General features: G+C 69.5%; 5 protein-coding genes and 1 pseudogene. 3 read left to right on the forward strand and 3 right to left on the reverse strand.

Translation table 11 applies throughout. From position 1 onward, the window contains the following. Positions 1–753: recombinase family protein (locus AB0J69_RS61365; protein ID WP_364138560.1), on the forward strand; the 753-nt coding region annotated here is incomplete at its 5' end. Between the two features lie 88 nt (positions 754–841). Here the strand turns inward: AB0J69_RS61365 and AB0J69_RS61370 are convergent. Next, the gene (locus AB0J69_RS61370) at positions 842–1711 is read right to left on the reverse strand and encodes a PhzF family phenazine biosynthesis isomerase (protein ID WP_364138562.1); all 870 of its coding nucleotides are present in this window, start codon (positions 1709–1711) and stop codon (positions 842–844) included. A 110-nt stretch (positions 1712–1821) separates the two neighbouring features. Then, a complete protein-coding gene (locus AB0J69_RS61375; protein ID WP_364138564.1) occupies positions 1822–2133 on the reverse strand; it encodes an EthD family reductase in 312 nt (103 codons plus the stop codon). 431 nt (positions 2134–2564) lie between these two features. Between AB0J69_RS61375 and AB0J69_RS61380 the strand changes: the two genes are divergently transcribed. After that, entirely contained in the window at positions 2565–3467 is a 903-nt protein-coding gene (locus AB0J69_RS61380; RefSeq protein WP_364138566.1) for a LysR family transcriptional regulator, read from the forward strand. 311 nt (positions 3468–3778) lie between these two features. On the opposite strand, the pseudogene AB0J69_RS61385 reads toward AB0J69_RS61380, so the two are convergent. Further along, positions 3779–4318, reverse strand: a pseudogene (locus AB0J69_RS61385) (transposase family protein); the annotation flags it as partial. Between the two features lie 5 nt (positions 4319–4323). Here AB0J69_RS61385 and AB0J69_RS61390 point away from each other — a divergent pair. Then, positions 4324–4629, forward strand: coding sequence for an integrase core domain-containing protein (locus AB0J69_RS61390; RefSeq protein ID WP_364138568.1), 306 nt, complete (start codon positions 4324–4326; stop codon positions 4627–4629). Positions 4630–4892 lie beyond the last annotated feature (263 nt).

Below are 4892 nucleotides of genomic sequence, written 5' to 3' on the forward strand. Positions count from 1 at the left end.
CGGGCCTGGCTTCCTTCCGTGGCCACGCCGGTTCCCGTGGTGGACGTGGCTCGGCCTCAGGGTTCGCGGGCGCAGAGGTACGCGTCCAGGTCGGCCGCCTCGTACCGTCATGCTGCGCGTCCAGGGCGACAAGCGGCGATCCCAGCTCCTTGTGAGAGCGCCTCTTTCCCTCTGTGGGGTGCGGCCAACCTCATCGGACTGGCCCGGGTATCCACCGACGCCCAGGGACTTGCGCGCCAGATCGACGCCCTCAAGACCGCCGGCTGCGCCCGGATCTACCTCAACAGGGCATCCGGCGTCAAGGGCACCACCCGGCCCGGCCTGACCGCCGCCCTCGATCACATGCGCCGCGGCGACACCCTCGTCGTGCTCGACCTGACCCGGCTGGGCCGCGACACCCGCGAACTCCTCGCCATCGTCGAAGACGACCTGCACGCCAACGGCCGCCACTTCCGCACCCTCGACGGCATCGTGCTCGACACCAGCGACGACATGTGCGGCGAACTGATCTTCACCGTGTTCGCCACCATCGCCAAGTTCCAACGTCAGCAGATCGTCAAAGGCACCCGCGAAGGCCTCGACGCCGCCCGCGCCCGAGGCCGCGTCGGCGGCCGTCCTCGCGCCCTGACCTCCGAACAGATCGCCGACGCCCGCATCCTGCTCGGCGCCGGACAAACCCGAACCGCCGTCGCCGCCAAGCTGCGCGTCTCCCGATGGACACTCAGCCGCGCCCTCGACACCGCGTCCCGCTGACGGCCGCCACCGGGTGCCAACGCCTGACCGCAGCGGACAGCCCCAGCCCCATGCGCGGATCGCAGAAGAGGACGGTCCAGTCGTCGCCTCAGTGTCCGTCGCGGACCACCGCCAACCCGCCGACCCGGGTCGTGATGCCCGCCGGCCCGCGTCGGGCCGAAGCGAGCACGCTGGCCGGTCGACCGAGGGTGTCGCCCTGCTCCACCTCGATCGCGACCGTCTGCGCCCCTGTCGTGTCGAGCAGGTGGGCGGCCAGGCAGCCGGTGCTGTTGGCGTTGGCGACGTCCTCGTCGACACCGATCGCCGGCGCGAACATCCGCGCCGCACCCGGTCGGTCGCCCACCGGCGGTACGTACACGAAACAGCCGAGGAGCCCGTACCGCTGGCACGCCGCTGTCAGCCTGCCGAGGTGTGGGTGGACTCGGAACAGCGCCGACCGGTCGTGGACCGGTACCAGCATGCGTGGCGCGCCGGGCGCGGCGATCCGTGGCGCGTCGGTCGGATGCGAGTCGTCCGCGGTGAGCCCGAGCGCGGCGACGATCGCGGCGCGCTCGTCCGATGCCGGGTGACGCAGCGCGACGAGGCCCTGGTCGAACCACACCTCGATGCCGGCGGGGCGGCGGATCGCGACGGTGTCGAACGTGCGCCCGCCGGTGTGTTGGCGGTCGTTCTGCTCGCCCAGCGCGGTGCGGGTCAACCGGACGGCCTGCGCGGCAACGGTGCCGTGGCCGCAGCCGGACAGTTCGCCGGTGGCGGTGAAGAACCGGACCGGCCAGGCACCGTCCGGCGTCCGCCCCGGGCCGAGGAAAGCCGCGTGCGAGGTGCCGGCCGCAGCAGCGACCGCACGCCGGTCCGCGTCCGTCGCCGCCGGGTCGTCGTCGGTGACGGCCGTGGGGCTGCCGCCCCGGCCGTCGCGCCGCACGCACGCATCAACCACCGTGACATCCGGCCAGGACATCGGCCCACCTTCGACGCTCAACGAACCGGCAACCGCGAACGGCGTTCCGCCGAGATCCGGACCTGGCCGCAACGGCCGACCGAACGCGTCCCGGAGCGTACCGTCCTGCCTCAACCGGTGCCGTCCTGCACCGGATAGTGAATGATGACCGCACCGCCGGTGGCGTAGTTGGCGACATCGGCGGCCGCCCGCCGGCCTTGCGGCGACTCCCGCGCCGCGGCCATGGCGGCGGCGTCAGCGAAGTCGCCTTCGAAGACCGCGAAATACGGCGCTTCTCCCGTGGTCGCCGCCACGTCGAAGCTGTAGCGCCACGCAAGCAGACCGGGCATGTTCATGACCAGTGGAAGGTGGTTGGTCACGTAGTAGTCGCGGAAGTGGTCAGGGTCGGCGGGCTTGGAATACAGGACCACCAACTTATGCATGACGACCTCCGTCCAGAGACGAGACCACAACACTCCGGGTGACCTGGGAGCTCCTGCTAAGAACTGCCGCCGACCTCGCTGGATGCGGAGCATCGGGATCTGGGTGAGGACGGAGGTGGTTTCGAGAAGCGCGTGGGAGTCGGTGGCCGGCCACAGCGGGAGGTCGCCGACGAAGGCTACGACATCGGGGAGGGCCCGGGTGGGTCGGGTCGCGCCAGAATCCATGGTCGAGCACACCGGACTCGGTGGCCGCGGCCTTCGCGAGAGCCGTGAGGGCGGACTCTAAATCGGCGGTGCGCGTGAGTGCGATGTCCAGTACTGCGGTCAGTTGAATCGTCATATGCGCAGGTTAGGGCTTGATGTGCGGTCGGGGGAAAGACCGGTACGGGATAGACTCAGAACGGATCGTTATCAATCGGCAGGGAGGGCACGTGGCGCCGGATACGGTGAGCCTGCGGTACTTCCTGGTGCTGGCGCAGGAGTTGAACTTCACCCGCGCGGCCGCACGGATCGGTATCGCACAGCCCGCACTCAGCGCCCGGATGCGCCGATTGGAGGCGGAACTCGGTACGGCCCTGCTGGTCCGCAACACGCGTAGCGTCGTATTGACCACGGCCGGTGCGGCTTTGGCGGAGTCCGCGCCGCCCGCGCTGGCGGCGCTGGACCGGGCATGGAACACCGCCCGGAGCGCGGCGGCCGGTGAACTGGGCACGCTGCGCATCGGATACAGCCTCAGCGCCGGGGCCGAGACGGCACCGGCCCTGGTGGACAGGCTGATTCGCGGCAACAGCGGACTCGAGGTCGGCGCGGTCCCGATGGCGACACCGGAGATCTCCCCCGCGGTCGCCGACGGCCGCATCGATGCCGGGATCACCCGCGGTGAACAGCCGGGCCGTGGCGTGCGCCGGTTCCTGCTGCGGCGTGAGCGCATCGGGGTCCAGCTGGCGCAGCACCATCCGCTGGCCGAACACCCGGAGATCGAGATCGCCGACGCGGCCGCGTATCCGCTGCGACTCCCGGACCGTGCGGCCAACCCGGTGATCCACGATCAGCTGTCCGCACTGTTCCGAGACACCCGACCACACCCCCGATTCCACACGCCCGCAGTCTCTTTCGACATGTCTCAGCGCGACCTGCGCGACGGGGTCACCCTCGCCCCGGCCGGAGAAGCCGCGGTCACGGCATCACCGGCCGGTCTCACCTGGCGACCGCTGCGGGACGCGCCCAGCCTGACGATCCACCTGGTCCTCCCACGCGAGCAGTCGCCACTACACCGCCGCATCCGTGCCGTCGCCAAAACCCTGGCGCATGAGCTGCACTGGCTGCCGGACTGACGCGCAAGAGGTCAAGCGAGACGGACGTCTGCGGTGGCGAGGCCGAAGACCTTGCCACCGGCGGACTTCGCGGTGATGACGACGACGGCGGTCTTGCTGAATGTCCGACACGACCTCGCTACGCCGGCGGATCAGCATCCGATGATGGCCCCGGGTCCGGTCCGAGTCGTACACCGCGGCGACGTCCTCGCCCAGCCCGAGATCTCGGCGGATGTGAGCCACCACTACCTCCGGGACGTCATCCAGCCGGGGCAAAATAGCCCATCCGGTTGAAGCACTTCAGCTGCACCATCAGTGAACCCTTTTCATCCTCATGCGGTGTGGGCGACGCGGTGGTTCTGAAGGACGGCGATGGCCTTGCACAGGTGGCCGGCCTTGCTGGGGCTCGAGCGTAGCTTGCGGAGGATTTTCCAGCTCTTCAGTTGGGCGTTCGCGCGTTCGCCGGGTCCACGTAGTTTGGCGTGGGCGCGGTTGGCCTGCTTCTGGGACTCGGGCTCGTCCTTGCCCTTGTACGAGGTCAGGACCGGACCCTCGGCCCCGTGATACGCCTTGTCGGCCAGGGTGATGATCCCGGCCTGCTCCAGGGCGCGCAGGATGCCCCAGATGCGGACGGCGCTCAGATCATGCGCTTTGCCGGGCAGCGCTCCGGAAGTCCACAGGATGGTCCCGTCCGGGGAAGCGATGAGTTGCACGTTCATGCCGTGCACCCGGTGCTTGCCGGAGAAGTACGGGCGGTCGGCGGCGATCCGGCCGGTGCGGATCAGGGTGCCGTCCAGCACCAGGTCATGCAGTCCGTCCCGCTTGGCCTTGCGCAGCGCCTGGCCGAGCTCGGGTGAGCGCGCCGACAACAGTGCCGGTGGGTGCCGAAAATTGCGCCATCGCTCTGACCAGGCGCTTCTATCGATCCGGGATATTGGCACCCCACAGGGTCAGGACCGCACGCACGGAGTGCACCGATAGGCTGCTGATCTTTGGCGAGCGGCACCTTCGCACCGTGCTGGACGAATATGCCGATCATTACAATCGCCACCGGCCGCACCGCTCCATCGGCCTCCGAGCTCCCACCGATGATCACTCCGACGTGCTCCCGCTGCCGACGGGCCAGATCAAGCGCCGCCACGTCCTCGGCGGGCTGATCAACGAATACCAGCGAGCCAGGTGACCAACGAGGCGCCGTCAAGAATACGCGGGTCAGCGCCTGGGGCCTAGTTTTGACACCCTTCAGCCTGCCAAGTGGGTTGCCGAATGGCGACGATGCAGGTCCAGGGCGGCCATACGCGACGCGGAGCGAGCGCGCACGCCCCAGGACGCGCGGAGCGCCATCGCGCGAGCCGAGCGGATCTGCCCGGTTGAGGCGGACCTGCCGAGCTGGATCGGCGATCGGTTCAGGGCGTGTCGCCTACGCGTCCTGCTCACGTACGGCCT

Origin of the sequence: Nonomuraea sp. NPDC049709, from assembly GCF_040674815.1 — a bacterium.
Classification (GTDB): Bacteria; Actinomycetota; Actinomycetes; order Streptosporangiales; family Streptosporangiaceae; genus Nonomuraea.

Coding starts and splice junctions, on each gene's coding strand:
- AB0J69_RS61370 (WP_364138562.1), bottom strand. CDS start 1,711: ATGTCCTGGCCGGATGTCACGGTGGTTGATGCGTGCGTGCGGCGCGAC.
- AB0J69_RS61375 (WP_364138564.1), bottom strand. CDS start 2,133: ATGCATAAGTTGGTGGTCCTGTATTCCAAGCCCGCCGACCCTGACCAC.